This window comes from Streptomyces sp. NPDC048462, from assembly GCF_043200175.1.
GTDB lineage: Bacteria > Actinomycetota > Actinomycetes > Streptomycetales > Streptomycetaceae > Streptomyces.
In genome coordinates, this window is record NZ_JBICXG010000004.1 from 149,670 (window position 1) to 174,739 (window position 25,070).

25 protein-coding genes are annotated in these 25,070 nt (G+C 71.1%); 19 read left to right on the forward strand and 6 right to left on the reverse strand.

Features of this window, described 5'->3' with window-relative positions:
• Positions 1-302 precede the first annotated feature (302 nt).
• Positions 303-1,421, forward strand: coding sequence for a hypothetical protein (locus ACGFU6_RS09215; RefSeq protein ID WP_393609260.1), 1,119 nt, complete (start codon positions 303-305; stop codon positions 1,419-1,421).
• A 13-nt stretch (positions 1,422-1,434) separates the two neighbouring features.
• Here ACGFU6_RS09215 and ACGFU6_RS09220 read toward each other — a convergent pair whose 3' ends face one another.
• Both ACGFU6_RS09220 and ACGFU6_RS09225 read right to left on the reverse strand, forming a co-directional pair.
• Positions 1,435-2,757, reverse strand: coding sequence for a D-arabinono-1,4-lactone oxidase (locus tag ACGFU6_RS09220; RefSeq protein WP_393609262.1), 1,323 nt, complete (start codon positions 2,755-2,757; stop codon positions 1,435-1,437).
• Positions 2,714-3,961, reverse strand: a complete 1,248-nt coding sequence (locus tag ACGFU6_RS09225; RefSeq protein ID WP_393609264.1) for an MFS transporter — start codon at positions 3,959-3,961, stop codon at positions 2,714-2,716. Before ACGFU6_RS09225 ends, ACGFU6_RS09220 begins: the two co-directional genes overlap by 44 nt.
• Positions 3,962-4,156: 195 nt before the next feature.
• Here ACGFU6_RS09225 and ACGFU6_RS09230 point away from each other — a divergent pair, with 195 nt between their 5' ends.
• Both ACGFU6_RS09230 and ACGFU6_RS09235 read left to right on the forward strand, forming a co-directional pair.
• Positions 4,157-5,284 carry a ferrochelatase gene (locus tag ACGFU6_RS09230; protein ID WP_393609266.1) on the forward strand — a complete coding sequence of 376 codons (1,128 nt, stop codon included), beginning with the start codon at positions 4,157-4,159 and terminating at the stop codon, positions 5,282-5,284.
• A gap of 33 nt (positions 5,285-5,317) precedes the next feature.
• Positions 5,318-6,136: an inositol monophosphatase family protein gene (locus ACGFU6_RS09235; protein ID WP_393609268.1), complete on the forward strand. Its 819-nt coding sequence runs from the start codon at positions 5,318-5,320 to the stop codon at positions 6,134-6,136.
• 172 nt (positions 6,137-6,308) lie between these two features.
• On the opposite strand, the gene ACGFU6_RS09240 is transcribed toward ACGFU6_RS09235, so the two are convergent.
• Positions 6,309-6,482: a hypothetical protein gene (locus tag ACGFU6_RS09240; RefSeq protein WP_185092415.1), complete on the reverse strand. Its 174-nt coding sequence runs from the start codon at positions 6,480-6,482 to the stop codon at positions 6,309-6,311.
• A 393-nt stretch (positions 6,483-6,875) separates the two neighbouring features.
• Here ACGFU6_RS09240 and ACGFU6_RS09245 point away from each other — a divergent pair, with 393 nt between their 5' ends.
• From ACGFU6_RS09245 to ACGFU6_RS09260, 4 genes are all read left to right on the forward strand, one after another.
• Entirely contained in the window at positions 6,876-7,529 is a 654-nt protein-coding gene (locus ACGFU6_RS09245) for a response regulator transcription factor (protein ID WP_024490544.1), read from the forward strand.
• Positions 7,530-7,534: 5 nt separating this feature from the next.
• Positions 7,535-8,770, forward strand: a complete 1,236-nt coding sequence (locus tag ACGFU6_RS09250) for a sensor histidine kinase (protein WP_393609269.1) — start codon at positions 7,535-7,537, stop codon at positions 8,768-8,770.
• A 404-nt stretch (positions 8,771-9,174) separates the two neighbouring features.
• On the forward strand, positions 9,175-9,471 hold the full coding sequence (locus tag ACGFU6_RS09255) for a DUF4193 domain-containing protein (protein WP_003965732.1): 297 nt from the start codon (positions 9,175-9,177) through the stop codon (positions 9,469-9,471).
• A 13-nt stretch (positions 9,472-9,484) separates the two neighbouring features.
• Entirely contained in the window at positions 9,485-10,480 is a 996-nt protein-coding gene (locus tag ACGFU6_RS09260; RefSeq protein ID WP_393609270.1) for a hypothetical protein, read from the forward strand.
• A 4-nt stretch (positions 10,481-10,484) separates the two neighbouring features.
• Here ACGFU6_RS09260 and ACGFU6_RS09265 read toward each other — a convergent pair whose 3' ends face one another.
• Positions 10,485-10,943 carry a DUF3093 domain-containing protein gene (locus ACGFU6_RS09265; RefSeq protein ID WP_393609272.1) on the reverse strand — a complete coding sequence of 153 codons (459 nt, stop codon included), beginning with the start codon at positions 10,941-10,943 and terminating at the stop codon, positions 10,485-10,487.
• A 58-nt stretch (positions 10,944-11,001) separates the two neighbouring features.
• Between ACGFU6_RS09265 and ACGFU6_RS09270 the strand changes: the two genes are divergently transcribed.
• The 12 genes from ACGFU6_RS09270 (at position 11,002) to ACGFU6_RS09325 (ending at position 23,408) form a co-directional block, all read left to right on the forward strand.
• Positions 11,002-11,586 carry a PaaI family thioesterase gene (locus ACGFU6_RS09270; RefSeq protein WP_123527002.1) on the forward strand — a complete coding sequence of 195 codons (585 nt, stop codon included), beginning with the start codon at positions 11,002-11,004 and terminating at the stop codon, positions 11,584-11,586.
• Positions 11,586-12,119 carry a dUTP diphosphatase gene (gene dut / locus ACGFU6_RS09275; protein ID WP_393609274.1) on the forward strand — a complete coding sequence of 178 codons (534 nt, stop codon included), beginning with the start codon at positions 11,586-11,588 and terminating at the stop codon, positions 12,117-12,119. The genes ACGFU6_RS09270 and dut overlap by 1 nt, the downstream gene beginning before the upstream one ends.
• A gap of 1 nt (position 12,120) precedes the next feature.
• Positions 12,121-12,894, forward strand: a complete 774-nt coding sequence (locus ACGFU6_RS09280) for a DUF3710 domain-containing protein (protein ID WP_393609276.1) — start codon at positions 12,121-12,123, stop codon at positions 12,892-12,894.
• Between the two features lie 331 nt (positions 12,895-13,225).
• On the forward strand, positions 13,226-13,315 hold the full coding sequence (gene kdpF / locus ACGFU6_RS09285; protein WP_037777601.1) for a K(+)-transporting ATPase subunit F: 90 nt from the start codon (positions 13,226-13,228) through the stop codon (positions 13,313-13,315).
• 7 nt (positions 13,316-13,322) lie between these two features.
• Positions 13,323-14,987 carry a potassium-transporting ATPase subunit KdpA gene (kdpA, locus tag ACGFU6_RS09290; protein ID WP_393609278.1) on the forward strand — a complete coding sequence of 555 codons (1,665 nt, stop codon included), beginning with the start codon at positions 13,323-13,325 and terminating at the stop codon, positions 14,985-14,987.
• Positions 14,988-15,013: 26 nt separating this feature from the next.
• Positions 15,014-17,110 (forward strand): potassium-transporting ATPase subunit KdpB, encoded by a 2,097-nt coding sequence (gene kdpB / locus ACGFU6_RS09295; protein WP_393609736.1) that lies wholly within the window; start codon positions 15,014-15,016, stop codon positions 17,108-17,110.
• Between the two features lie 6 nt (positions 17,111-17,116).
• Complete coding sequence (locus ACGFU6_RS09300; RefSeq protein WP_393609280.1) at positions 17,117-17,794, forward strand: potassium-transporting ATPase subunit C; 678 nt, start codon at positions 17,117-17,119, stop codon at positions 17,792-17,794.
• Between the two features lie 111 nt (positions 17,795-17,905).
• Positions 17,906-18,643 carry an ABC transporter ATP-binding protein gene (locus tag ACGFU6_RS09305; protein ID WP_393609281.1) on the forward strand — a complete coding sequence of 246 codons (738 nt, stop codon included), beginning with the start codon at positions 17,906-17,908 and terminating at the stop codon, positions 18,641-18,643.
• A gap of 183 nt (positions 18,644-18,826) precedes the next feature.
• Entirely contained in the window at positions 18,827-21,370 is a 2,544-nt protein-coding gene (locus ACGFU6_RS09310) for an ATP-binding protein (RefSeq protein WP_393609283.1), read from the forward strand.
• Positions 21,371-21,432: 62 nt separating this feature from the next.
• A complete protein-coding gene (locus ACGFU6_RS09315; RefSeq protein ID WP_123527934.1) occupies positions 21,433-22,125 on the forward strand; it encodes a response regulator in 693 nt (230 codons plus the stop codon).
• An 86-nt stretch (positions 22,126-22,211) separates the two neighbouring features.
• Positions 22,212-22,628: an OB-fold nucleic acid binding domain-containing protein gene (locus ACGFU6_RS09320; protein ID WP_363025965.1), complete on the forward strand. Its 417-nt coding sequence runs from the start codon at positions 22,212-22,214 to the stop codon at positions 22,626-22,628.
• A gap of 3 nt (positions 22,629-22,631) precedes the next feature.
• On the forward strand, positions 22,632-23,408 hold the full coding sequence (locus ACGFU6_RS09325) for a DUF3159 domain-containing protein (RefSeq protein ID WP_393609284.1): 777 nt from the start codon (positions 22,632-22,634) through the stop codon (positions 23,406-23,408).
• Between the two features lie 73 nt (positions 23,409-23,481).
• Here the strand turns inward: ACGFU6_RS09325 and ACGFU6_RS09330 are convergent, their stop codons facing one another.
• On the reverse strand, positions 23,482-24,159 hold the full coding sequence (locus ACGFU6_RS09330) for a TrkA family potassium uptake protein (RefSeq protein ID WP_363030636.1): 678 nt from the start codon (positions 24,157-24,159) through the stop codon (positions 23,482-23,484).
• On the reverse strand, positions 24,159-24,827 hold the full coding sequence (locus ACGFU6_RS09335) for a TrkA family potassium uptake protein (protein ID WP_024490560.1): 669 nt from the start codon (positions 24,825-24,827) through the stop codon (positions 24,159-24,161). The genes ACGFU6_RS09330 and ACGFU6_RS09335 overlap by 1 nt, the downstream gene beginning before the upstream one ends.
• Between the last annotated feature and the right edge of the window lie 243 nt (positions 24,828-25,070).

Consider the following 25,070-nt stretch of genomic DNA (forward strand, 5'->3'; position numbering starts at 1 on the left):
CCCCCGTGCGATGCCGCGGCGCCGCCGGATCGAGTGCCTCCTTCGGCCCCCTCCCGAAGGTTCCGGACTTCCACGCGGGAGTCCGGCCCCAGGGCTCGCCACAGTACTCCATTCGGGCCACGTGGGTGGACCGCCGTGCCGCCGAAGTTCTCGTGAGGTACGGGAGTTGAGCCGCCACACCGGAGGCGGGATGACCCTCCCGCGTGTCCTGCTTCACAGAATCACCGTAAGCGGAACTATCGGCTTCGCTCAAATGTCCCTTCTTGTTGCATGGTGGGAGCGATGTCAATCAAGGGCTGGAAATGGTGCAGAAGCCGGAAAGTGACATAGAACCCAGAGAAAGGCGGCTCGATCTCAGCCTGCCCCAGGTCGCGGGCAGTGCCGTCGCAGCGGTCGCGGCGGCGGTGGCGGCCTCACAACTCGGCGTGTACGGAACGATTCTCGGCGCCGGGGTGATGAGCATCGTGGCCACCTGCGGGGGCTCGGTCTTCCAGCACTTCTTCCGTCGTACGGGTGAGCAGATCCGCGAGGTCACCGTCCAGGTGAAGCACCCGGACCGCGAAGTGATCGTGCACACGCGCCAGACGCGTGATGCCGGCGACACGGACGGGACGTGGGGGACTCCCGAGACGCGGGTAGCCGTGCGGGAGGCGGCAGGCTCCGCCGACGCCGCCGCGGTGCCGCGCGCGACGGACGCCACGGCGGTCCTGCGCGCGGTCGACGCCACGACGGTCCTGCGCCGGGCGGACGCGACGGCCGGGCCCGAGGAGGCGGACGCCACCACGATGCTGCGTGCCGTGGACGCCACCACCGTCCTGCGCAAGGCGTCCGGCGACCCGGGGCGCACACAACTGATCGGAGCGGTCGACGCAACCCGGCCGCCCGGGACGGTCACCGGGGCCGGTGACGAGGAGTTCTCGCAGGCGACCACACACGGCACCCGGATCCGCGGCTGGAAGCGCTCGGCGCTCGGCGCCGCGGTGGTGTTCGCGGTCTCGATGGCCGGGATCACCACGTTCGAGCTGGTCTCGGGCAACGACCTGAGCGGCGGTCAGGGAACCACCGTGGGCTCCGTCGTACGCGGCGAGCGCGGCTCCGCGCCCGCCGACCCCGCCCCGTCGCACAGCACCGGCCCGGGCCAGGACCGGCCCGACCCGGGCCAGGGCGGCAGCTCGACTCCCGGCACCGGCCAGGAGCCGGGCGGACAGAGCCGGAGCCCGGAGACGGACCGGGGCGAGAGCCCGGCGGCGGACCCGACACCCACGCCCACCCCGTCGGACTCCGCGGACGGCACGGACCCGTCGCCCACGCCCACCCCGTCGGCGACCGACGACGGCGCCGGCACCGCCCCCGACCCGGCGGACACGGGCAGCGCCCCGGCGCAGGACAACCCGCCGGCCGGCACGGACACCGGGGAGTGAGCCCGGGCGGCGGTCAGTCGCCCAGGATCCGGCGGAGGTAGTCGTTGGCGAAGAGGCGGTCCGGGTCCAGCCGGTCCCGGACCGCGGCGAACTCCCCGAAGCGGGGGTACACCCCGGCCAGGTACCCGGCGTCACGGGTGTTGACCTTGCCCCAGTGGGGGCGGCCCTCATGGGCGGTCATGATCCGCTCCACCGGCGTGAAGTACGCCTGGTAGGGAGTGCCCCGGTACAGGTGGACGGCGATGTACGCGCTCTCGCGGCCCGAGGCCGTGGAGAGCGCGATGTCGTCCGCGGGGGCGGTACGCACCTCCACCGGGAAGCTGATCCGCAACGGTGAACGCTCCACCATCGCCCTGACCTCGCGCAGCGCCTCCACGGCCGCCTCGCGCGGCAGGGCGTACTCCATCTCCACGAACCGCACCCGGCGCGGACTGGTGAACACCTTGTACGGGATGTCCGTGTAGGTGCGGGCCGACAGGGCGCGGCTGGAGAGCCTGGCGATCGAGGGGATCGTGGCGGGTACCGCCCGGCCGAGCGCGCAGGCCGCCTGGAAGATCCCGTTGGAGAGGAGCTCGTCCTCGATCCAGGCGCCGACCTTTCCGGGCGGGGCGGCGGGGCCCGCGCTGCGGTTGTTGCGCTTGGTGTTGCAGTTGCCGGTGTGCGGGAACCAGTAGAACTCGAAGTGCTCGTTCTCGGCCACCAGCTGATCGAAGTCGGCCGTGACCCTGTCGAAGGCCATCGGTTCCTCGCGGGCGGTCAGCAGGAACACCGGCTCCACGGCGAAGGTGATCGCCGTGATGACGCCCAGGGCGCCGAGCCCGATCCGGGCGACGGCGAACACCTCCGGGTTCTCGGTCTCCGAGCAGCTCAGCACCGTGCCGTCCGCCGTGACCAGCTCCAGGGCGCGGATCTGCGCGGATATCGACGCCGAGTCCCGGCCGGTGCCGTGGGTACCGGTGGAGGTTGCCCCGGCGACCGTCTGATCCATGATGTCGCCCATGTTGGTGAGCGAGAGGCCCTCGCGGGCCAGCGCGGTGTTGAGGCGCTTCAGCGGGGTGCCGGCCTCGACGGTCACCGTCATCGCCGCCCGGTCTATCTCCCTGATGCCGGTGAGCAGCTCGGGGCGTATCAGCAGCCCGTCGGTGGCCGCGGCCGCGGTGAAGGAGTGACCGGTGCCCACCGCCTTCACCTTCAGGCCGTCCTCGGACGCCCTGCGCAGCTCCTCGGCCAGCTCGTCCACGGAGGCGGGCGACACGGTCCGTACCGGACGGGCGGTGACGTTTCCCGCCCAGTTACGCCACGCGTTCGTCGCCGTCCGTGCGTAGGTGTCGGTCATCTTCCCCGCGCCCTTCCGTAGGAACCGGCCCACTGAGCCGGCGGTACCCCAGGAACGCCACCGCAGCCGCGATCGCCCCCGCCACCGCGGGCACCGCGTACCCCGCCTCGGCCCCGGACGCGTCGACCACCCAGCCGGCGGCCGAGGAGCCGAGCGCCACACCTACGGCGAGCCCGGTGCTGGTCCAGGTCATGCCCTCGGTCAGTCTCGTGCGTGGTACGTGCTGTTCGACGAGAGCCATCGTGGTGACCATCGTCGGTGCGATGGCGAGGCCCGCGACAAAGAGCGCCACGGCCAGGAACGGCAGGCTCCCGGCCAGTTGGAGGGGGATCATACTCACGGCCATCGCACACACTCCCACCAGCCACCGGGTGGACGGCCTGCCCTTCAGGTGCAGCAGCCCGAACACCGCCCCGGCGAGGCAGGATCCCAGCGCGTACACGGCCAGCACGAGGCTCGCGGCGCCCTTGTGGCCGCGCTCCTCGGCGAAGGCCACCGTCACCACGTCGATCGCCCCGAAGATCGCACCGGTCGCCACGAAGGTGACCACGAGGACCTGGAGGCCGCGGGAGGACAGCGCGGACCCCCTGGTGTGGAGCGCGTGCGGGTGCGGCACCGGCTCGGTGGCCCGCTGCGCGGTCAGCCAGAAGACGCCGACCAGCAGGAAGCCGGCGGCCAGCAGCGGGCCCGCCTCGGGGAACCAGGCGGTGGAGAGCCCGATCGAGATGATCGGGCCGAAGATGAAGCACACCTCGTCGACGATCGACTCCCACGAGTACGCGGTGTGCAGCTGCCGGGCCGAGCCCCGGTAGATCTCCGCCCAGCGGGCCCGGACCATCGAGCCGACGCTGGGGACGCAGCCGGCGCCGGCCGCGAACACGAACAGCGTCCAGTCCGCCAGCCCCTGCTGCGCACAGACCAGCAGGCCGGCCACGGATGCCAGGGCGACGAGGGTCACCGGGCGCAGCACCCGGCGCTGTCCGTACCGGTCGACCAGCCGGGAGACCTGCGGCCCCGCCACGGCGGCGGCCATCGCCAGCGTCGCGGAGAGCGCGCCCGCCAGCCCGTACCGGCCGGTCAGCTGGGAGACCATGGTCACCACGCCGATGCCCATCATGGACAGCGGCATCCGGCCGAGGAAGCCGGCCGAGGAGAACCCCTTGGAGCCGGGGGCGGCGAAGATCGCGCGGTAGGGACTGGGCACGGGGTACTCCGGTACGCGTGGTGCGGTCACACGCGGTGTCAGGGGTGAATACGGCTTGCACAGCTTACGACCTCATCCACGTCCGCCGACGGGGCCATGGGCGGGAGCGGCGGGGCCCCGGACCCGGGGGACGGCGGGCGCGCGGGGCGGATGTCGGTGGGAGCGGCACAGGGGGCGGGTGGCAGGATCGATGCCATGTCCGATCTGCGTGAGCCCGCTCCCTACGACGCCCTGCTGCTGCTCTCCTTCGGGGGTCCCGAAGGCCCGGAGGACGTGGTCCCGTTCCTGGCGAACGTGACCCGCGGCCGGGGTATCCCCGAGGAGCGGCTGAAGGAGGTCGGCAAGCACTACTTCCTGTTCGGCGGCGTCAGTCCGATCAACGGCCAGAACCGGGCCCTGCTCGACGCCCTGCGCAAGGACTTCGCGGACCACGGACTCGACCTGCCGGTCTACTGGGGCAACCGCAACTGGGCGCCCTACCTGACCGACACCCTGCGCGAGATGGCCGGGGACGGACGCCGTCGCATCGCCGTCCTGGCGACCAGCGCGTACGCCTCCTACTCCGGCTGCCGGCAGTACCGCGAGAACCTCGCCGAGTCCCTGGCAGTCCTGGAGGCAGAGGGGCTGCCGGTGCCGCGCGTCGACAAGCTGCGGCACTACTTCAACCACCCCGGCTTCGTCGAGCCGATGGTGGACGGCGTGATCGCCTCCCTGGCCGGTCTGCCCGAAAACGTGCGGGCCGGGGCGCACCTCGCCTTCACCACGCACTCGATCCCCACCTCGGCGGCCGACTCCTCCGGCCCTGCCGAGGCGCACGGCGACGGCGGTGCGTACGTCGCGGAGCACCTCGACGTCGCCCGGGTGATCGTCGAGGCCGTCCGCGAGCGGACCGGGGTCGAGTACCCCTGGCAGCTGGTCTACCAGTCGCGCAGCGGCGCCCCGCACATCCCGTGGCTGGAGCCCGACATCTGCGATCACCTGGAGCTGCTGCACAGCGACGGAGTCCCCGCCGTGGTGATGGCGCCGATCGGCTTCGTCTCGGACCACATGGAGGTCCTGTACGACCTCGACACCGAGGCCACCGCGAAGGCCGCCGAGCTCGGCCTGCCGGTCCGCCGGTCCGCGACGGTCGGCGCCGACCCGCGGTTCGCCGCGGCGGTGCGCGAGCTCGTGCTGGAGCGCGCCGCGGCCGAACAGGGCCGAGGCCCGCAGCGGTGCGCCCTCGGGGCGCTCGGGCCGAGCCACGACCTCTGCCCGGCCGGCTGCTGCCCGGCCCGTACGGCCAGGCCCGCCGCGGCGGGCGCCGACAGCCCGTACGCGTAGCACCCCCGTCCCCTCACCCCCCTTGGGAGCGCCGTGACCGACCCCCTGCTGTCCGAACTGCTCGACCTCGCCCTGGACGTCGCCCACCGGGCCGGCGCGCTGCTGCGCGACGGACGCCCCGCCGACCTGGGGGTGGCCGCGACCAAGTCCAGCCCGGTCGACGTCGTCACCGAGATGGACATCGCCGCCGAGAAGCTGATCACCGGCTTCCTGTCCGAACGCCGGCCCCACGACGGCTTCCTCGGGGAGGAGGGCACCAGCTCCGAGGGCAGCAGCGGCGTCCGCTGGGTGATCGACCCGCTCGACGGCACCGTGAACTACCTGTACGGGTTGCCCACCTGGGCCGTCTCCGTCGCCGCCGAACGGGACGGCGAGCGGGTCGTGGGCGTGGTGGAGGCCCCGATGCGCGGGGAGACCTACCACGCGGTCCTCGGCGGCGGCGCGTACGCGAAGGGCGGAGCCTACGGGGACTGCGCCGCACTGCGCCGCCGGCCCGCCCCGCCACTCGACCAGGCGCTCGTGTCGACCGGCTTCAACTACGTGGCCGCCGTCCGCGCGCACCAGGCCGAGGTCACGCGGGTGCTGGTCCCGCAGGTGCGCGACATCCGGCGCGGCGGATCGGCCGCGATCGACCTCTGCGACGTCGCCGCCGGCCGCCTCGACGGCTACTACGAGCGCGGCCTCCACCCCTGGGACCTGGCGGCCGGCGACCTGATCGCGCGGGAGGCCGGCGCGCTCACCGGCGGACGGCCGGGGACGCCCGCCGACGGCGGTCTGACGGTGGCCGCGTCACCGGGCGTGTTCGAGCCGCTGCAGGCCCTGCTGGAGGAACTCGGCGCCTGGCACGACTAGGGCGTGTCTTGGAAGTGGCGTCGTCCGCCCGCCGGGCAGACGGGACTTTCAAAGCACGCCCTGGGCAGGGCGCCGGATGCCCGCAAGCCGCTGTGCGGGCCGTGGGCGGTACCGGAACGAGGAAGGCCCCGCCCGGTGCCGGTACGGCACCGCGGGGCCTTCTCGTGACGGCTCAGACGCTTGTGGCGCCGATATGGACTCCGTGCTCCGCGGCGAGGCGGTGCAGATCCTCCAGCTCGCTCTGCTCGACGTCCGCGAGGAAGTCGTCGCCCGTCTCGCGGGCTTTCGTGAGGTCGGACTCGGTGGTCTGGATGCGTTGCAGCAGACCTGCGGTGAAAGCGTCCATGAGGCGCCCCCTCATCGTGGGTCGGTGGCACGGGGGTGTGCCCGGGTTTCCCTCCGCCGAAGCGGTAGGGCGGGTGATCACGCGTCCTCCGGGGGACGGAGGGGCCAGTGGCACGCCATAAACGAGACGTGATCGCGGGTGTGAATTCGTCCTCCCCAGCCCGACCCTCAGAGAAACCTCAACTGGCCCGGAAAACCGCCGCCTTCCGGGAAGCCGCAGGTGGGACCGCGCCGTCTTACCGCCGGTTTATACGCGTTACGGGCAGGATGGAGGCGCACAGGCCGGGTCCGGGTGCGGCCCGGACCACGGGCCACCGGTCCGATTCGAACGTTCCGCCGGTTCCTTTCGGACACCGCGCGGCTCCGTTGTGGAAGTTCTAAGGAAGGAAGCGCCGTGCGCGTACTCGTCGTGGAGGACGAGCAGCTGCTCGCCGATGCGGTGGCCACCGGATTGCGCCGGGAGGCCATGGCCGTCGATGTCGTGTACGACGGTGCGGCGGCACTGGAGCGCATCGAGGTCAACGACTACGACGTCGTGGTGCTGGACCGGGACCTCCCCCTGGTGCACGGCGACGACGTGTGCCGCCGGATCGTCGAGCTGGGCATGCCGACCAGGGTCCTCATGCTCACCGCCTCCGGAGACGTCAGCGACCGGGTGGAGGGACTGGAGCTGGGCGCCGACGACTACCTCCCCAAGCCCTTCGCCTTCAGCGAGCTGACCGCACGGGTACGGGCCCTCGGGCGCCGCACGACGGTCGCGCTGCCGCCCGTCCTGGAGCGCGCCGGGATCAAGCTTGACCCGAACCGCCGCGAGGTCTTCCGGGGCGAGCAGGAGGTCCAGCTCGCACCCAAGGAGTTCGCGGTGCTGGAGGTCCTGATGCGCAGCGAGGGCGCCGTGGTCTCGGCCGAGCAGCTCCTGGAGAAGGCCTGGGACGAGAACACCGACCCGTTCACCAACGTCGTCCGGGTGACCGTCATGACGCTGCGGCGCAAGCTCGGCGAGCCGCCGGTGATCGTCACCGTGCCCGGCTCGGGCTACCGGATCTGACGCCGGTGCCCACCGTCCCGCCGCCCGCGACGGCGCCACCCAAACCCACCTGGGAGCCCAAGCAGCAGGAGCCCCCGTACCCGTGGCTGCGCCCGACCATCCGGATACGCCTCACCCTGCTGTACGGCGGCATGTTCCTGATCGCGGGCATCCTGCTGCTGTCGATCATCTACATGCTCGCCGCGCAGGCCCTGCACGTGGGCAGCGAGCTGCCGTTCGAGATCGTCGACGGCCACGTGTCCAGCAAGATCTGCAACCTGCTGGGGGAGGGGAGCTCGCCGAGCTCCGTCAACGCGGCGATGAACTCCTGTGTGAACCACCAGCGCCAGCAGGCGCTCGACACGCTCCTCAACCGGTCGCTGCTGGCCCTCGTGGGCCTGAGCATCATCGCCTTCGCGTTCGGATACGCGATGGCGGGGCGGGTGCTCTCGCCGCTGGGCCGGATCACCCGCATCGCCCGCCGGGTGGCCGGCACGGACCTGTCCAGGCGCATCGAGCTGGACGGCCCCGACGACGAGCTAAAGGAGCTCGCGGACACCTTCGACGACATGCTGGACCGGCTGGAGCGGGCCTTCACCGCGCAGCAGCGGTTCGTCGGGAACGCGTCGCACGAGCTGCGCACGCCCCTGGCGATCAACCGCACGCTGCTGGAGGTCCACCTCTCCGATCCGCAGGCGCCCCCGGAGCTCAAGCAGCTCGGCAAGACGCTGCTGGCCACCAACGAACGCAGCGAGCAGCTGGTCGAGGGCCTCCTGCTGCTCGCCCGAAGCGACAACCAGATCGTCGAGCGCAAACCCGTCGACCTGGCCGAGGTCGCCTCGCGCGCCCTCGACCAGACCCGGGCCGAGGCCGAGGCCAAGGACGTGGAGATGCGCGGCGAACTGGTTCCGGCCGTGGTCCAGGGCAACGGTGTGCTGCTGGAGCGGATCGCGCTGAACCTCGTACAGAACGCGGTGCGCTACAACGTCCCGGACGGCGGCTGGGTCGAGGTCACCACCGCGCTCCTGCCGGGCCAGGCCGTACTCGTCGTCTCGAACACGGGGCCGGTGGTGCCCGCCTACGAGATCGACAACCTCTTCGAGCCCTTCAGGCGGCTGCGTACGGAGCGGACAGGCAGCGACAAGGGGGTGGGGCTCGGCCTGTCGATCGCGCGGTCCGTCGCGCGCGCTCACGGAGGCCGTATCATCGCGGAGCCCCGCGAGGGCGGTGGTCTTGTGATGCGCGTCTCACTGCCTGTCTGACAGGCCGGGCGAAGCGATTTTCGCGAAGATTATTTTGTTCGCTTTGAGCGGAATTTTCGGGACCCGCTCCCGAGTGACCCGTGTGTGATCGATCACAAGAGCGAATTTCGGGCCGTCCACGCTCCGTGATCAGGGCCCGCACCGGAAATTCGGCAAAAGTCGGGGTTTTCGGGGGCCATTATCACGGGAAGTACACGGGGTGGTGCCGGTCAACGGCGCCGCCCGGACCGTGTACGGTCCCCATCGCCACCCAAGCCGATCACTATCGAGCGGTCCTTTTGGGTGTCGATTGAGTAACAGACCTTGATGTGAGGCAAAATCTCCGCCTCGGGTCGGGCACAAGTCCGGCCTCTCACGCGTTACGTGCGCTGAGACACCGCAGACACCCAGAGGGGGAGAGCGACATGGCAACGGATTACGACACCCCACGAAAGACCGACGACGACGTCGATCAGGACAGCCTTGAAGAGCTCAAGGCTCGTCGGAGCGACAAGACGGCCTCGGCCGTCGATGTCGACGAGTTCGACGCGGCCGAAGGACTGGAGCTGCCCGGCGCAGACCTGTCCAACGAAGAGCTGGCCGTAAGGGTCCTGCCCAAGCAGGCCGACGAATTCACGTGCATGAGCTGTTTCCTCGTGCACCACCGCAGTCAGCTGGCCCGCGAGAAGAACGGCCAGCCGATCTGCCGCGACTGCGACTGAGGTCCGGTCGGCCGTGGCAGGGAACACACCGTTCCGGAAGCGGCGCCCCCGGCGCGGAAAGCAGTCGGAGGCGTATGAGGGCGGTACCGGCCCGGCAGAAGGCCTGACAGCGCCTGCCGAGCCGTCCGCCCTGCCACCCTCGCCGGGCGGACAGGACGAGGAGCGGGGCCTGCCGGCCTCGCTCGAAGCAACGAACGCAGCGAATGCAGCGGACGCAGCCGAAGCGGCCGCGGAAGTCGACACGGCCGACAGGGCCGAACAGGTCGACAGGACGGAGCCCGTGACCGGGGCAGGCCGTCTGAAATCAGTGAAACGGGGCGTACGCAAGGGCGGGGAGAGCGCACGGGCGGCGATCGGTCATATCGCGGACCGGATCATCGACATCGCTCCCCGCGTCCCTGTGCGCGATCTCGCCACCCTGCGCAAGCAGTTCCCCGGCCTCGGGCCCGAAGAGCTGGCCGACCGGCTCATCGCGGGCGCCGGCAAGGCCACCGCCACCGTCGGCGCCGGAATCGGTGCCGCGGCCATGATGCCCGTACCGCCCGCCATGCTCGCCGAGCTGGCCGCGGAGATCACCGGCGTGGCCGCGATCGAGATGAAGCTCGTCGCCGAACTCCACGAGGTGTACGGACTGCGCCCGCCGGGCGGCATCCCCCAGCGCTCCACCGCCTACCTGACCTCCTGGACCGAGGAGCGCGGTATCGACGTCACCCGTCCGGTGACCGTCAACGCGGCACTCGGCGGCCAGATGAAGCGCGAGCTGCGCCAGCAGATCATGAAGCGCACCGTGCGCGATCTGCCGAACCTGATTCCGTTCATGATCGGCGCCACCGTCGGCGCGGTGATGAACCGCCGCGACACCAGAAGGCTCGCCGAACGCATCAGGAAGGATCTGCGCGAGCGCCAGGTCCCCTGGGACCGGCTGCCCGAGCTGCCGCCTCTGGAGCGGCCCGCGCTGCCCTACGAACCCCCTCAGGGGGATCCGCCGGACAGCGCCGAAAGACCCTAGGGTCTCAGGCCCGCACCGCCGCCTTCAGCGCCGCCACCAGTGCCTTCGGCTCACGTGTCGACAGATAGACGTACGGGGTCGGGTCCTCGGGATCGGTGACCTTCACCCGCACCGCCGTCGGGATGTAGCTGCGCAGCAGCATGAAGGCCCGGGTGTCCGCCTTGTACGAGCGCCAGGCGCGCGCCTCCTCGGCCTCCAGGACCTCGGCCTCTCCGAGCGCCGAGACCGGGATCCGCGCGTCCCCCGCCACCAGGGCGTCGCCCACCACCCGGATCCGGACGGAGCCGTACGAGCTCACCACCACGGCTGACGCGACCGTGCCGCCGACCAGGCCGGCGAGCAGCGGCAGGGTGCCCAGGGGAAGCAGCATCAGCGCGCACGCGATGCCGAACAGCAGGCAGATCACCCACCAGGAACGGGGTGCGGTGAGGCGTTCGTCGAAGGGCGGGGCGGAAGGCTGCATGAGCCCAAGCTTGGCACGGCGCGACCTGCGGGTACCCGCGCGGGTAAGGTCTGCGGCTGTGAGTGGAACATCTGCGGCTCTGAAGCCCCCGGCCGACGCGGTGAAACCGGTCCGGCATCCCGACGCGCCGGCCCCCGGCGAACTCCTCGGCGCGCACTACGAACACTGTTTCGGCTGCGGCGAGGGACAGCCGCACGGGCTGCACCTCCAGGCGAGGGCCGGCGAGGGCGTCGAGGTCACCGCCGAATTCACCGTGCAGGCGGCCCACCAGGGCGCCCCCGGCCTCGCGCACGGCGGGGTGCTGGCCACCGCGCTCGACGAGACGCTCGGCTCGCTGAACTGGCTGCTGCGGGTGATCGCGGTGACCGGACGGCTGGAGACCGACTTCGTCCGCCCGGTGCCGGTCGACACGGTGCTGTTCCTGGACGCCGAGATCACCGCGGTGCACGGCCGGAAGATCTACTCCAGGGCCACCGGCCGGATCGGCGGCCCGGACGGGCCCGTGGCGGTCCGCGCCGAGGCCCTCTTCATCGAGGTCAAGGTCGACCACTTCATCGAGAACGGCCGCCCGGCCGAGATCCAGGCGGCGATGGCCGACCCGGACCAGGTCAAGCGGGCCCGCGCCTTCGAGGTGAACCCCTGATGCGCCATCCCGTGGACGTGCTGATCCGCCGGACCGACCCGGACGTGCCGATTCCGTCCTACGGTCACCCCGGCGACGCCGGAGCCGACCTGGTGACCACCGAGGCCGCCGAGCTGGCGCCGGGCGAGCGGGCCGTGCTGCCCACCGGGGTCTCGATCGCGCTGCCCGACGGGTACGCCGCGTTCGTGCACCCCCGGTCCGGGATCGCCGCGCGCTGCGGAGTCGCACTGGTGAATGCCCCGGGGACGGTTGATGCCGGGTACCGTGGAGAGATCAAGGTGATCGTCATCAATCTCGACCCGCGCGAGTCCGTGCGGTTCGAGCGGTTCGACCGGATTGCCCAACTGGTCGTGCAGCAGGTCGAGAAGGTGCGCTTCCACGAGGTGTCGGAGCTTCCCGGTTCGGCGCGGGCCGAAGGGGGCTTCGGGTCCACCGGCGGTCATGCCGCCGTTGATGTTGATGGCGTCCGGGGCGGGGTTCCCCAGGGCGGGAACAGCTACGCTTCGGTCGAATCCGACCGGGAAGGACAGTGACGTGTTCGGACGTCGCAAGGACAGTGGTTCCGCCGAGGACAAGGCGGACGAAGGGCGCGAGGCCGAGCAGGTCGTCGACGAGCTCGATGACGCCGACGCCGCCGAGGGCGGATCGCGTCGGATGAACCTTCCGCCGGCGCCGCGGCCGGACGGGCCGTGGGACATCGAAGAGGTCTCCCAGCCCGGCGAGGGCCGGGTCGACCTGGGCGGCATCTTCGTGCCCGGTGTCGAGGGCATGGAACTGCGCGTCGAGGTCGCCGGTGACGCGATCGTCGCCGCCACCGTGGTGCTGCGCGACAGCGCGATCCAGCTGCAGGCCTTCGCCGCCCCCAAGAAGGAGGGCATCTGGGGCGAGGTCCGCGACGAGATCGCCTCCGGCATCACCCAGCAGGGCGGGATCATCGACGAGGTCGAGGGCCCGCTGGGCTGGGAGCTGCGCGCGCAGGTCCCCGTACAGCTTCCCGACGGCGCGAACGGCGTGCAGCTGGTCCGCTTCGTCGGCATCGACGGCCCGCGCTGGTTCCTGCGCGGTGTGATCTCCGGCCAGGGTGCCGTGCAGCCGGAGGCCGCCGGCCTCCTGGAGACGGTCTTCCGGGACACCGTGGTGGTCCGTGGCGACGGCCCGATGGCCCCGCGCGACCCGATCGTCCTGAAGCTCCCCAACGACGCCCAGATGGTGCCCGAGGGCGTGCAGCAGGAGGAGCAGGAGAGCTCCAAGTTCTCCGGTGGCATGGCGGGCCTGCAGCGCGGCCCCGAGATCACCGAGGTGCGCTGACCCGCACCCGTAAGCACCGGCCGGGGGGCCGTACCCCTTCCCAGGGGTACGGCCCACCGGCTTTCGCGTGTCCGGCGGTTTCGCGCCGTCCGGGGGAGCGCGGCCCGTATGGGGCGCGTATCGGGCACGTACAGGCGCCGTCAAGGGCCGGCCCATCTCCGTATGGAAGGCATCAACGCAGGTCAAAGCGGTGCCTGCGGCGGGTTTGCTCATGAGGTCCGAGAAATCCGCACCTCATCCAGGAGCACCCGATGGCCGATCTGGCCTTCGTCGTCACCACGATCGCGGTCTTCGCGCTGGTGGCATTCATCGCCAAGGGGGTGACGAAGCTGTGACCGCCGAAAACGTGGTCGGCCTCGTCGTGGCCGTCGCCCTGCTGGGCTATCTCGTCCTCGCCCTCCTGTACCCGGAGAGGTTCTGAGCCCGATATGAGCCCCGTCCTCGCAGGCGTGCTCCAGCTGCTCGCGCTCGTCGTGGCGCTGGGTCTGGCGTACCGCCCGCTCGGTGACCACATGGCCCGCGTCTACACCTCGCCCCGGCATCTGCGGGCCGAGAAGTGGATCTACAAGGCCATCGGCGCCGATCCGAACACGCAGATGCGCTGGCCCGCCTATCTCCGCGGCGTCCTGGCCTTCTCCGCCGTGAGCGTCCTCTTCCTGTATCTGCTGCAGCGGCTCCAGGGCTCGCTGCCCGGCTCCCTCGGCTTCGTCCCGATCGACCCCGACCAGGCGTTCAACACGGCGGCGTCGTTCGTCGCCAACACCAACTGGCAGTCCTACTCCGGCGAGCAGGCCATGGGCCACGTCGTGCAGACCGGCGGCCTCGCGGTGCAGAACTTCGTCTCGGCCGCCGTCGGCATCGCCGTCGCGGTGGCGCTCGTTCGGGGCCTCGCCGCCACCCGTACCGGTGAACTCGGCAACTTCTGGACCGACCTGGTGCGCGGCACCGTGCGCATCCTCCTGCCGATCTCGGTGATCGGCGCGATCGTGCTGGTCGCCTGCGGGGTGATCCAGAACTTCTCCGGCATTCACGAGGTCGGGCAGTTCATGGGCGGTTCGCAGCAGTGGAACGGCGGGGCGGTCGCCTCCCAGGAGGTCATCAAGGAGCTGGGCACCAACGGCGGCGGGTACTTCAACGCCAACTCGGCCCACCCCTTCGAGAACCCCAACGGGCTCTCCAACCTCTTCGAGATCTTCCTGATCCTGCTCATCCCGTTCGCGCTGACCCGCACGTTCGGCAGGATGGTCGGCTCACTCAGGCAGGGCTACGCGATCCTGGCCGCCATGGGCGTCATCTGGCTCGGCTTCACCGCGCTGATGATGTGGACCGAATTCGCCCACCACGGGCCCGCGTTCGATATCGCGGGCGGCGCCATGGAGGGCAAGGAGAACCGTTTCGGCATCGGCGGCTCGTCCCTCTTCGCGGTGGCGACCACCCTGACCTCGACCGGTGCGGTGAACTCCTTCCACTCCTCCTACACCGGCTTCGGCGGGGGCATCACGATGCTCGGCATGCAGCTCGGCGAGATCGCCCCCGGCGGCACCGGCTCCGGACTCTACGGAATGCTGATCATGGCGGTCATCGCCGTGTTCATCGCCGGCCTGATGGTCGGCCGTACGCCCGAGTACCTCGGCAAGAAGATAGGCACCCGCGAGATCAAACTCGCCGCCTGCTACATCCTGATCACCCCGGCCCTGGTGCTCGGCTTCACCGCCGTCGCCGTGGCCCTGCCCACCCCGGCCGACTCGATGACCAACACCGGCGCGCACGGCTTCTCCGAGATCCTGTACGCCTACACCTCGGGCGCCAACAACAACGGCTCCGCGTTCGCCGGACTGGCCGCGGACACCCCGTGGTTCAACACCACGATCGGACTGGCGATGCTGCTGGGCCGGTTCCTGCCCATGGTGTTCGTCCTCGCGCTGGCCGGCTCGTTCGCCGAGCAGCGGCCCGTACCGGCGACCGCCGGCACGCTCGGCACCCACCGGCCGCTCTTCAGCGGGCTGCTGGTCGCCACCGTCATGATCGTCGCCGGTCTGACCTACTTCCCGGCCCTGGCTCTGGGCCCACTGGCCGAGGGGCTGGCGTCATGACCCTCCGTACGAAGCAGGAGGACGAGATGTCCACCGTCACACCGGTCGGCGCACCGCACCGGGACACTCCGTCCGGACGCGGCCCCGAAAAGCGCGTCGGTGCCGGTCTGTTCGACCCCGGCATGATGATCGCGGCGTTCCCCGACGCGATACGCAAACTCCATCCCCGGGTGATGATCAAGTCACCGGTGATGTTCGTGGTGCTGATCGGCTCGGTGCTCACCACCGTGCTGGCCGCCATGGACCCGGGGGACTGGTTCGGCTGGGCGATCACCGTCTGGCTCTGGCTGACCACGGTCTTCGCCAACCTCGCTGAGGCGGTCGCCGAGGGGCGCGGCAAGGCCCAGGCCGACACCCTGCGCCGGGCCAGGACGGACACCGTCGCCCGCCGGCTCACCGGCCGGAACGAGGAGCGGACGGCCGGCACCGAACTGCGCGTCGGCGACCTGGTGGTCTGCGAGGCCGGCGACATCGTCCCGGGCGACGGAGACGTCGTCGAGGGCGTGGCCAGCGTCGACGAGTCCGCGATCACCGGCGAGTCCGCACCGGTCATCCGGGAGTCCGGCGGCGACCGCAGCGCCGTGACCGGTGGTACGAAGGTGCTCTCCGACCGCATCGTCATCAAGATCACCACCAAGCCGGGCGAGACGTTCATCGACCGGATGATCGCCCTCGTCGAGGGCGCCGCCCGGCAGAAGACGCCCAACGAGATCGCGCTGAACATCCTGCTCGCCTCGCTGACCATCGTCTTCCTGCTGGCCGTGGTCACCCTCCAGCCGTTCGCCGTCCACGCCGGCAGCGAGCAGTCCATGACCGTGCTGGCCGCACTGCTGGTCTGCCTGATCCCGACCACCATCGGCGCGCTGCTCTCCGCGATCGGCATCGCCGGCATGGACCGGCTGGTGCAGCGCAACGTGCTCGCCATGTCCGGACGCGCCGTCGAGGCCGCGGGCGACGTCTCGACCCTGCTGCTCGACAAGACCGGCACCATCACCCTCGGCAACCGCCAGGCCGCCGGGTTCCTCCCGGTCGCGGGCGTGACGCAGGCCGAGCTGGCGGACGCCGCCCAGCTCTCCTCACTGGCCGACGAGACACCGGAGGGCCGCTCCGTCGTCGTCCTGGCGAAGGAGGCGTACGGGCTCCGGGAGCGGCATCAGGGGCAGCTGGCCACGGCGGACTGGGTCGGCTTCACCGCCCGGACCCGGATGTCCGGCGTCGACCTCGACGGCCGCCGGATCCGCAAGGGCGCCACCGGCTCGGTCACCGCCTGGGTCCGGGAGCGCGGCGGCACGGTCCACCCGGACGTCGCCGCGCTCACCGACCGGATCTCCCGCGAGGGCGGTACGCCGCTGCCGGTCGCGGTCGACGACGGGGACGGCGCCAGGGTCCTGGGCGTCATCCACCTCAAGGACGTCGTCAAGGAGGGCATGCGCGAGCGGTTCGACGAGCTGCGCCGGATGGGCATCCGCACGGTCATGATCACCGGCGACAACCCGCTGACCGCGAAGGCCATCGCCGAGGAGGCGGGCGTCGACGACTTCCTCGCCGAGGCCACCCCCGAGGACAAGATGGCCCTCATCAAGCGGGAGCAGGCCGGCGGCAGGCTCGTCGCGATGACCGGCGACGGGACGAACGACGCGCCCGCGCTCGCCCAGGCCGACGTCGGCGTGGCCATGAACACCGGGACCTCGGCCGCCAAGGAGGCCGGGAACATGGTGGACCTGGACTCCGACCCGACCAAGCTCATCGAGATCGTCGAGATCGGCAAACAGCTGCTGATCACCCGGGGCGCGCTGACGACCTTCTCCATCGCCAACGACGTCGCGAAGTACTTCGCGATCATCCCCGCCATGTTCGCCGTGGTCTATCCGGGCCTGGACCGGCTCAACATCATGGATCTGTCCTCGCCCCGGTCGGCGATCCTTTCCGCCGTGGTCTTCAACGCGCTGATCATCGTCGCGCTGGTGCCGCTCGCCCTGAAGGGCGTGCGCTACCGGCCGGCGGGCGCCGACTCGATGCTCCGGCGCAACCTCGGGATCTACGGGCTCGGCGGCCTCGTCGCCCCGTTCATCGGCATCAAGATCATCGACCTGATCATCTCCCTCATCCCCGGAATCGGCTGACCTGCCATGAACAGCTCCGTAGCAAACTCCGCCCGGCCGCTCTGGGCCGGACTGCGCGCCCTGCTCGTCCTCACCCTGGTCTGCGGCGTCCTCTACCCGCTCGCCGTCACCGGGGTCGCCCAGGGCCTCATGCCCGGCCGGGCCGACGGCTCCGAGACCACCGCGAACGGCGAGACCGTCGGCTCCCAGCTCATCGGGCAGCGCTACGACCTGCCGCTGAAGAAGGGCCAGGAGACCCCTGACCCCGACCTCAGGTGGTTCCAGCCGCGCCCCTCCAACGGCCTCGGCACCAACAGTGTCAACACCCGGTACTCGCTGCTCGTCTCCGGCGCGACCAACCGCTCCGGCGACAACAAGGAGCTGATCGACTGGGTCACCGCCGCCAAGGCCGCGGTGGTGAAGGACAACTCCGTCCCCGGCCACCCGGTGCGCCCCGACCAGGTGCCGGCCGACGCCGTCACCTCGTCCGGCTCCGGGCTCGACCCGGACGTCTCCCCGGCGTACGCACGGCTCCAGGCGCGCCGGGTCGCCGAGCGCAATCACCTGGACCCGGGGCGGGTGGCGAAACTGGTGGACCGGCACACCGACGGCCGGATCCTCGGCTTCGCGGGCGAGCCGCGGGTCAACGTCCTCCGGCTGAACATCGCCCTGAAGCAGCTGGTGAGCCCCGCCCCCGGGCGCTGACCGCACACGATGCCCGGGTCCGGCCGCCGCGCCCGGACCCGGGCATTGCCCGTTCCCGGGCCTCCCGCACATACTGGCGGCCGACAGGACCGAGTACGTACGGGGAGCGACATGACCGAGAGCATCGACGCGGCGGGCACCGGCGGGAAGGGCGGCACGACCGTCGCGGAGCGGCCCATGGTCCGGATCGAGGACCTGCACCGGTCGTACGGCTCGGGCGCCGCCGCCGTGCACGCGCTGCGCGGGGTGTCCTTCGAGGTGCCGCGCGGGGAGCTGATCGCGCTCAAGGGCCGCTCCGGCTCCGGCAAGACCACCCTGCTGAACCTCGTCGGCGGGCTCGACAGCCCCGACAGCGGCCGGATCACCGTGGACGGCACCGACCTGTCCTCCCTCGGCGAGAACGGGCTGCTGGAACTGCGCCGCGACCGGATCGGCTTCATCTTCCAGTCGTTCGGCCTGATCCCCATCCTGACGGCGGCGGAGAACGTCGGCGTGCCCATGCGGCTGCGCAAGGCCGATCCGCGCGAGCGCGAGGAGCGGGTGTCGCTGCTGCTCTCCCTGGTCGGCCTCGCCGACCACGCCGCCCAGCGCCCCGGCGAGCTCTCCGGCGGCCAGCAGCAGCGGGTGGCGATCGCCCGCGCGCTCGCCAACAAGCCCGCCCTGCTGATCGCGGACGAGCCGACCGGCCAGCTCGACGCGGAGACCGGCCTCGCGGTGATGGAGCTGCTGCGCGCGGTCGTGCACAGCGAGGGCGTCACCGCGCTCGTCGCCACCCACGACGCCCAGCTGCTCGGCCTGGCGGACCGGGTCCTGGAACTCAGCGACGGGCACATCGTCGAGCACCCCTGATCCGCTCCCCGGCCCGCCCGGGAGCGGACGACCACGCCCCGGGCGGGCCGGGGAGCGGCATCAGAATTACGTCAATACGGTCCGCTCCAGCACCCCCCGCCCGATATGCCGGAAATTCACGAGGTAGCTTCGACAGAGGCTGCCGCATCGGCCGCAGCCGGGTTTCGGAAAGACAATGGGGCCATGGCGCGCGGCAAACTTCGGATCTACCTCGGTGCGGCACCGGGCGTCGGCAAGACGTACGCCATGCTCTCCGAGGCGCACCGCCGGGTGGAGCGGGGCACCGACTGCGTCGTCGGCTTCGTCGAGCACCACGACCGCCCGCGCACCGAGGTCATGCTGCACGGCCTCGAACAGACCCGCCGCCGCGAGATCGAGTACCGCTCCGCGGCCTTCACCGAGATGGACGTCGACGCGGTCCTGGAACGGGCCCCCGCCGTCGCCCTGGTGGACGAACTGGCGCACACCAACGTGCCCGGCTCCCGCAACGCCAAGCGCTGGCAGGACGTCGAGGAACTCCTCCAGGCCGGCATCGACGTGGTCTCCACCGTCAACATCCAGCACCTGGAGTCCCTCGGTGACGTCGTCGAGTCGATAACCGGCGTACGCCAGCGCGAGACCGTGCCCGACGAGGTGGTCCGCCGCGCCGACCAGCTCGAACTCGTCGACATGTCGCCCCAGGCGCTGCGCAGGCGGATGGCCCACGGCAACATCTACAAGCCCGACCGGATCGACGCCTCGCTCTCCAACTACTTCCGCCCCGGCAACCTCACCGCCCTGCGCGAGCTGGCCCTCCTCTGGGTGGCCGACCGGGTCGACGAATACCTCCAGCAGTACCGGGGCGAGCACAACATCCGCACCACCTGGCAGGCCCGCGAACGCATAGTCGTCGGGCTCACCGGCGGCCCCGAGGGGCGCACCCTCATCCGCCGCGCCTCCCGCATGGCGGCCAAGGGCTCCGGCAGCGAGATCCTCGCCGTCTACATCGCCCGCAGCGACGGACTGACCTCGGCCTCGCCCAAGGAGCTCACCGTCCAGCGCACGCTCGTCGAGGACCTCGGCGGCACCTTCCACCACGTCATCGGCGACGACATACCCTCGGCGCTCCTGGAATTCGCCCGGGGCGTGAACGCCACCCAGATCGTCCTCGGCTCCAGCCGCCGCAAGGCCTGGCAGTACATCTACGGGCCCGGCGTCGGCGCCACCGTCGCCCGCGAGTCCGGCACCGACCTCGACGTCCACATCGTCACCCACGACGAGGTAGCCAAGGGCCGAGGCCTGCCCATCGCCCGCGGCGCCCGGCTCGGCCGGGCCCGCATCATCTGGGGCTGGATCGTCGGCGTGGGCGGCCCGGTCCTTCTCGCAGCTCTCCTCAAGGGCCTGGAGAACGGCCCGGGGCTCGCCAACGACGTCCTGCTCTTCCTCTTCATGACCGTCGCCGCCGCCCTGCTCGGCGGGCTGCTGCCGGCCCTGGCGTCGGCAGCCGCGGGCTCGCTGCTGCTGAACTACTGGTTCACCCCGCCCACCCACACCCTGACCGTCCAGGACCCCGAGAACTTCGTCGCCATCGTGATCTTCTTCGCGGTGGCCGTCGCGGTGGCCTCCGTCGTCGACCTGGCCGCCCGCCGCACCCACCAGGCCGCGAGACTGCGCGCCGAGTCCGAGATCCTGTCCTTCCTGGCCGGCAGCGTGCTGCGCGGCGAGACCACCCTGGCCGCGCTGCTCGACCGGGTCCGGGAGACCTTCGGCATGGAGTCCGTCGCGCTCCTCGAGCGGCAGAGCGACGTCGACCCGTGGACGTGCGCCGGGAGCGTCGGGCCGGGGCCCGTCGCCCGGCCCGAGGAGGCCGATGTGGACATGCCCGTCGGCGACCACATGGCCCTCGCGCTCTCCGGCCGGGTGCTGCCCGCAGAGGACCGCCGGGTGCTCGGTGCCTTCGCCGCCCAGGCCGCCGTCGTACTGGACCGCCAGCGCCTCGTCGGCGAGGCCGAGGAGGCGCGCAGGCTCGCGGAGGGCAACCGGATCAGGACCGCGTTGCTGGCCGCCGTCAGCCACGACCTGCGGACCCCGCTCGCCGCCATCAAGGCCGCCGTCAGCTCCCTGCGCTCCGACGACGTCGCCTGGTCCGAGGACGACGAGGCCGAGCTCCTGGAAGGGATCGAGGACGGCGCCGACCGCCTCGACCACCTGGTGGGCAACCTCCTGGACATGTCCCGGCTGCAGACCGGCACCGTCACCCCGCTGATCCGCGAGATAGACCTTGACGAGGTCGTGCCCATGGCCCTGGGCGGGGTGCCCGAGGACAGCGTCGACCTGGACATCCCCGAGACGCTGCCGATGGTCGCCGTCGATCCCGGGCTGCTGGAGCGGGCCGTCGCCAACATCGTCGAGAACGCCGTCAAGTACAGCCCCGACGGCGACCGCGTCACGGTGGCCGCCAGCGCGCTGGGCGCCCGCGTCGAGCTCCGGGTGGCCGACCGCGGCCGGGGCGTCCCAGACGACGGCAAGGAACGCATCTTCGAACCCTTCCAGCGCTACGGCGACGCCCCGCGCGGCGCCGGCGTCGGCCTGGGCCTCGCCGTGGCCCGGGGCTTCGTGGAGTCCATGGGGGGCACGCTGGACGCCGAGGACACCCCCGGCGGCGGCCTCACCATGGTCCTGACCCTCAGGGCGGCCTCGGGACACGTCCCGGTCGCCCCCGACCTGCCCGCGCGGGTCACCTCATGATCCGCGGTGAACTCCACGGAGAGCGCCGCGGCCCCGACGTACAGCAGAAAGGCAGGACCGAGATGACCCGGGTGCTTGTGGTCGACGACGAGCCGCAGATCGTACGCGCCCTCGTGATCAACCTGAAGGCGCGCAAGTACGAGGTGGACGCCGCGCCCGACGGAGCGACCGCCCTCCAGCTCGCCGCCGCCCGCCACCCCGACGTCGTCGTCCTGGACCTCGGGCTGCCCGACATGGACGGCGTCGAGGTGATCAGGGGACTGCGCGGCTGGACCCGGGTGCCGATCCTGGTGCTCTCCGCCCGGCACACCTCCGACGAGAAGGTCGAGGCGCTGGACGCGGGGGCCGACGACTACGTCACCAAGCCGTTCGGCATGGACGAGCTGCTGGCCCGGCTGCGGGCCTCGGTGCGCCGCGCCGAGCCCGTCGGGCAGGACGGCGGCGACCAGGCCGTGATCGTCGAGACCACGGGCTTCACCGTCGACCTGGCCGCCAAGAAGGTCCAGCGCGAGGGCCGGGACGTACGGCTCACCCCCACCGAGTGGCACCTGCTGGAGGTACTGGTCCGCAACAGCGGCCGGCTGGTCAGTCAGAAGCAGCTGCTCCAGGAGGTCTGGGGGCCGTCGTACGGCACCGAGACCAACTATCTGCGGGTCTACATGGCGCAGCTGCGGCGCAAGCTGGAGGCCGATCCCTCGCACCCCCGGCACTTCGTCACCGAACCGGGCATGGGCTACCGCTTCGAGCGCGCCTGACGTCAGCCGGGCGCCTCTCCCCGTAACTCGTTCGAGTGGGACGGTGGCCACCCGCCACCACCCCCGGGGACCGGTACCCTTCGGTTATGAGTGCTGTTCCTCGATTCGAGAAGGCCGGGAAGGCCGAGCGGCCGTCCGGGCGCTTCCGCCGGATGCTCGACCGGCTCTCCACGTCCCAGGAGGACCTGGAGTGCGAGGAGCTGGCGGAGGACTCGCACGCCTCGGGATGCACCCGGATCTCCGAGTGCAGCGACCGCCAGATCGTGAAGGTCACTGGTACCTTGCGGACGGTCACCCTGCGACCGCGCGCCGGAGTGCCCGCCCTGGAGGCGGAGCTCTTCGACGGCACCGCTCCGCTGGACGTGGTCTGGCTCGGCCGCCGCTCGATCGTGGGCATCGAGCCGGGCCGTAAGCTCATCGCCTCGGGCCGGATCTCCATGAGCCACGGGCGCCGGGTGCTGTTCAACCCCAAATACGAACTCCGACCGCTCGGCAAGGAGTAGCCGGTGACGTCTCTTGACAAGCCGACGTCCGACACGGACCCCACCACCCGCACCGACCAGCAGGAGGCCGACGCGAAGGCGGTCACCGAGGCCGCGCTCTTCGAGGCCTTCGGTGGCATCCGGGGCATGGTGGAGACAGTCCTGCCGGGACTGCTCTTCGTCACGATCTTCACCATCGACAAGAACCTCACGTACTCGGCCGTCGCGGCCGTGGCGGTGTCGCTGGTGCTCGTGGCCGTCCGGCTGATCCGCCGGGACACCGTCAAGCACGCCTTCAGCGGCGTATTCGGTGTGGCCTTCGGTGTCGTCTTCGCGAAGATGACCGGCAACGCCAAGGACTTCTACCTCCCGGGCATGATCTACACGCTCGGACTGGCCCTCGCCTACCTGGTCACCACGGTGGCGGGACTGCCGCTGATCGGCCTGATCCTGGGCCCGGTCTTCAAGGAGAACCTCTCCTGGCGCACCAGGAACCCGGGCCGCAAGAAGGCCTATGCCAAGGCCAGCTACGCCTGGGGACTGATCCTGCTCGCCAAGTGCGCGATCCTCTTCCCGCTGTACTGGTGGGGTGACACCACCCAGTTCGGCTGGGTCCTGGTGGCGCTGAAGATCCCGCCGTTCCTGCTCGCGGTCTACCTCACCTGGGTCTTCCTGGCCAAGGCGCCGCCGCCCATCGACGTCTTCGCCGAGATGGAGGCCGAGGAGCAGGCCGAGAAGGACCGCAAGGCCGAGCAGACCCGCGCGGCGGCCGCCGAGGCGGCCCGCGGCCAGGAGTACTGAGGCTCGCGTATCACGTGAAGGGGCCCGGTAGCGCCACTGGCGCTACCGGGCCCCTTTTCCGTGTGTACGCGCGTCAGCTCTCCGGGTCCCCCCGGCGCACCGACAGCAGGTCCTCCAGCTGCTCCTCGCGCGCCTGGGCCGCCACGAACAGCAGCTCGTCACCGGCCTCCAGGGTCTCCTCCGTGCTCGGCGTCAGAACCCGCTGCCCGCGGATGATCGTCACCAGCGAGGTGTCCTCGGGCCACGCCACCTCCCCGACCTGGGTGCCGGCCAGCGCCGACTCCGGGGGCAGCGTCAGTTCGACCAGGTTGGCGTCACCGTGGCTGAAGCGCAGCAGCCGGACCAGATCACCGACGCTCACCGCCTCCTCGACCAGGGCCGACATCAGCCGCGGGGTCGAGACCGCCACATCGACGCCCCAGGACTCGTTGAACAGCCACTCGTTCTTGGGGTTGTTCACCCGGGCGACGACCCGCGGCACGCCGTACTCCGTCTTGGCGAGCAGCGAGACGACCAGGTTGACCTTGTCGTCGCCGGTCGCGGCGATCACGACGTTGCAGCGCTGCAGCGCCGCCTCGTCCAGCGAGGTGATCTCGCAGGCATCCGCCAGCAGCCACTCGGCCATCGGCACCCGCTCCACCGAGATGGCGGTCGGCGCCTTGTCGACGAGGAGCACCTCGTGGCCGTTCTCCAGCAGCTCGGCCGCGATGGAACGGCCCACCGCACCGGCCCCGGCAATCGCGACACGCATCAGTGACCGCCCTCCTCAGGGCCCTCGGCGAAGGCCGCCTCGACCTTCGCGATCTCGTCCGTACGCATCATCACGTGGACCAGATCACCCTCCTGCAGCACCGTCTGCGACGACGGCAGTATGGCTTCGCCCAATCGGGTGAGGAACGCCACGCGGACGCCCGTCTCCTCCTGCAGCGTGCTGATCTTGTGGCCGATCCAGGACGGGGTGGTGTGCACCTCCGCGAGCTGCACACCGCCGCTCGGGTCCCGCCACAGCGGCTCGGCGCCCGAGGGCAGCAGCCGGCGCAGCATCTGGTCCGCGGTCCAGCGCACGGTGGCGACCGTGGGGATACCGAGCCGCTGGTACACCTCGGCGCGCCGGGGGTCGTAGATCCTGGCCGCGACGTTCTCGATGCCGAACATCTCGCGCGCCACCCGGGCCGCGATGATGTTCGAGTTGTCGCCGCTGCTCACCGCCGCGAACGCACCGGCCTCCTCGATCCCCGCCTCGCGGAGGGTGTCCTGGTCGAAACCGACCCCGCTGACACGGCGGCCGCCGAATCCGGAGCCGAGGCGCCGGAATGCGGTGGGGTCCTGGTCGATGACGGCGACCGTGTGCCCCTGCTGCTCCAGGGTCTGCGCGAGAGCGGCTCCCACTCGCCCGCAGCCCATGATGACGATGTGCACCTTGCGCCTACCTCGCAGTCCTGGTCGTCCGGCTGACCTGCGAAAACACCCTGCTCACACTCTTTCCTCGGCTGGCCGGGCAAACAATGGGGCAACGGTTCGTCCCGTTGCCCAGGATGAGCTTATGCGGCGCCGGGTACGTTGCCTCATTCGAGTGTCCTTTCCCCGGGGCCGCGATGGCAAAGGGGCGGCTCGCGGACTGTTCCGGTGCGTTTTCGAGGGTCACGGCGCAAGGATTGCGTT